This is a genomic window from Saccharomonospora halophila 8 (assembly GCF_000383775.1).
In the GTDB taxonomy this organism is placed as follows: Bacteria; Actinomycetota; Actinomycetes; order Mycobacteriales; family Pseudonocardiaceae; genus Saccharomonospora; species Saccharomonospora halophila.
The window spans coordinates 1-3,169 of the sequence record NZ_KB912542.1; the positions used below are offsets into that span (position 1 = coordinate 1).

Consider the following 3,169-nt stretch of genomic DNA (forward strand, 5'->3'; position numbering starts at 1 on the left):
ATGACGTAGACGCCCCGCCACGACCGCGTGCGACGGCGCGGCAGGGTGTCCCTGCCCAGGCCGGGCGTGCATGCTGGAAGGCGGCGGACGGACGTCCGCCGGTGCCGGTGCCCGTACGGCGCGTGCGCCACCGGCACCACGAAGCCCGTTCCCCGCTGACCGCGACCCCGGAGGAGGACCCCTATGGCCGTCCCACCGGGCCCGTCGGACACCGGATCCCCCCGGGGGGACACCGGCTGGGCGGTGTCGGTGTCCCGGGACGTGCCCGTGCCGGCCGACGACGTTCCGGACGGTCTCGCCGTCCTCGACCCGGGTGGACACTTCGTCCGTCTCAACCGCGCGGCGCTCGCCCTGTGCGGCGGCACCCGCGCGGACCTCACCGGAGCCCCCGGGCCGTTCCCCCTGGGCGACGAGTGCGGACCGGAATCACCGGGGCTGTTCGACCACGACACCGCCGAGCAGGTCACCACGTACACGCCCGCCGCGGGCGGGCAGCGGGAGTTTGCGTACCGGTTGCGTCCGCTGTCGGACGATCCGCGCTACACGGTCGTCGCCTTCCGGGACGTCACCGACGAGCGGCACCGCCAGCGACGGGTGACCGCCCTGGCCCGGACCGCCGCCAAGCTCGCCTCCCAGGGGACGGTGTCGGCGACGCTGGACGCGCTGGCCGCCGAGGTGGTGCAGGCCGACGGTCTGGCGGGGGTGCAGATCCTCACCCGGGGCGAGTCGGGCGGCCGGTTGCACGTCATGGGATCCGCCGGGTTCCGGCACCCCGCGGACTTCTTCCGCAGGCTCACGCGGGTGCACGAACTCGGTGGCACCCTGCAGATGCTCACCGCGCTGCGGACCCGGGAGCCCGTGGTGATCCCGCGCCGGTGGGAGGCCCTGCGGGACGACCCCGCCTGGGCCCCGCTGCACGACTACCTGGTGGAGCTGGACTGGGACTCGTTCGTGAGCATCCCGCTGATCACGCGGGGGCAGTCCACCGGCGTACTCAACGCCTACCTCGCCCCCGGGCAGACGGTGAACGCCCGCACGATGGAGTTCCTGACCGCGATGGCCGAGCAGGCCGCGATCGCCGTCGACTACACCGCGCTCGTCGAGCGGGAGCGGGACGTGGCCCGGCGGGAGGAGCGGCAGCAACTCGCCCGCGATCTGCACGACTCGGTGGTGCAGCAGGTGTTCTCCGCCGGGATGCACGTCAAGTCGATGGAGGTGCTGGCGGGGCGGGGGAATACCGTGCCCGCCGACACGGTCGCCCGCGTGAGCGGCGAGGTCGGCGAACTCACCCGCAGCGCACTCGCGGACCTGCGGGCGATGGTGCACCAGCGGCGTCCGTCGGCGTCGGTGGCCGAGTCCGGGCTCGCCGAGGCTCTGCGGACCTTCGTGGACGGCACCGCCGCCCGTGCGGGACTGCGGTGCGAGGTCCGGATCACCGCCGCGGTGGACGGGCTGGACGCGGAACTGTCCGAGGACGTCTACCGGATCGTCACCGAAGCGGTGCACAACGTCGTCAAGCACGCGGACGCCGCGGCCGTCTCGGTGGACGTGGAGGTGCGGGACGGATGGCTGGAGGCCACCGTCGCCGACGACGGCCGGGGATACGACACGCCGTCCGGAGGGAACACCTCCGGCGGATACGGGATCGAGACGATGCGGGAAAGGGCGACACGATGGGGTGGAACCGTGACACAGACCTCCGGGCGCGGGACGGGGACGACCGTGCGGGCCGTGCTGCCGTCGACACCGGCGGCGTCGACGCTGGAGCTCCCCGACCCGACACCGGAGAGGCCGGCCCGGTGACCGGGTCGTCGGCCGACCCGGTGCGGGTGCTGATCGTGGACGACCACGCCGTCGTGCGCCGCGGCATCCGGGCCTACCTCGACGTCCTCGACGACATCGAGGTCGCGGGCGAGGCCGAGGACGGGGACGACGCACTCGACCGGTTGCGCGTGCTGGGCTCGCACGGGAAACCGCCCGACGTGGTGCTGCTCGACCTCGTCATGCCCCGGATGGACGGGGTGACCGCCGCCGCGCACATCGCCGAGTCCCACCCGGGCGTCCGGGTGGTCGTGCTGACCAGCTTCGGCGAGCTGGAGCGCGTGCACACCGCCCTGGCGAAGGGCGTCGCGGGATATCTGCTCAAGAGCGCGGGGCCGGACGAGGTGGCCGCCGCGGTCCACGCCGCCGCCTCCGACAAGGTGTATCTGGACCCGGCCGTCGCGCAGCGCCTGACCCGGGAGATGGTGTCGCCACCCACCGGTCTGACCGCGCTGACCGAGCGGGAACGCGACGTGCTGGTGCTCGTGGCGCGCGGGCACTCGAACCGGGAGATCGCCGACCGGCTCGTGATCAGTGAGCGCACGGCGCGCACCCACGTGAGCAACCTCCTGCGCAAGCTGCAACTGAGTTCCCGGACGCAGGCCGCCCTCGTCGCCGTGCGGGAGGGCCTGGTCGCCGCCCGGTCCTGACCCCGCCCCGCCCCCGATCACCGACGGGTGGGGCGGTTCACCGGGAGGCCGCCGCCCCGCCCGGTCGAATCAGGTGCTCCGGTCGCACCGGGACCCGCCGCAGCGGTCTGCCCGTCGCCGCGCGGACCGCCGCGACGATCGCCGGGGTGGACGAGATGGTCGGTGGTTCGCCGACGCCCCGCAGACCGTAGGGCGCGTGCGGGTCGGGCCGTTCGAGCACGTCGACCGACATCCGGGGCATGTCGAGCACGGTCGGGACCAGGTAGTCGGTGAACGACGGATTGCGGATCACGCCGTCCTCGGTGCGGATCTCCTCCAGCACGGCGAGCCCGAGCCCCTGCGCCGAGCCACCGTGGATCTGGCCGAGCACCGCCTGCGGGTTGACGGCCCGGCCGACGTCCTGGGCGCAGTCCAACGCCACCACCTTCACCAACCCCAGTTCGGTGTCCACGTCGACGACCGCGCGGTGGGCGGCGAAGCCGTACTGCACGTGTGCGATCCCCTGGCCGGTCTCCGGGTGCAGGCTCTCGGTGGGGCGGTGCCGCCACTCGACGGTCTCGTCCAGCTCGTCCGCACCGAGCACGGCGGCGATGTCGCCGAGGACTCCGTCGCGGGTGGACACGACCTTCCCGCCGTCGACCCGCAGTTCGTCGGCCGGGCGGCCGGTCCGGGCGAGCAGCGCGCCGCGCACCGCCCCC

Annotated in this window: 3 protein-coding genes; 2 read left to right on the forward strand and 1 reads right to left on the reverse strand. The window is 74.0% G+C overall.

Going from position 1 to position 3,169, the window contains the following annotated elements:
• Positions 1–183 precede the first annotated feature (183 nt).
• Both SACHA_RS0110545 and SACHA_RS0110550 read left to right on the forward strand, forming a co-directional pair.
• Complete coding sequence (locus SACHA_RS0110545; RefSeq protein WP_019809514.1) at positions 184–1,803, forward strand: sensor histidine kinase; 1,620 nt, start codon at positions 184–186, stop codon at positions 1,801–1,803.
• Positions 1,800–2,471, forward strand: coding sequence for a response regulator (locus SACHA_RS0110550; RefSeq protein ID WP_019809516.1), 672 nt, complete (start codon positions 1,800–1,802; stop codon positions 2,469–2,471). Before SACHA_RS0110545 ends, SACHA_RS0110550 begins: the two co-directional genes overlap by 4 nt.
• A 37-nt stretch (positions 2,472–2,508) precedes the next feature.
• Here the strand turns inward: SACHA_RS0110550 and SACHA_RS21465 are convergent.
• On the reverse strand, positions 2,509–3,169 hold a 661-nt coding region (locus SACHA_RS21465), incomplete at its 5' end, for a molybdopterin cofactor-binding domain-containing protein (RefSeq protein ID WP_157601657.1).

Coding starts and splice junctions, on each gene's coding strand:
- SACHA_RS0110545 (WP_019809514.1), top strand. CDS start 184: ATGGCCGTCCCACCGGGCCCGTCGGACACCGGATCCCCCCGGGGGGAC.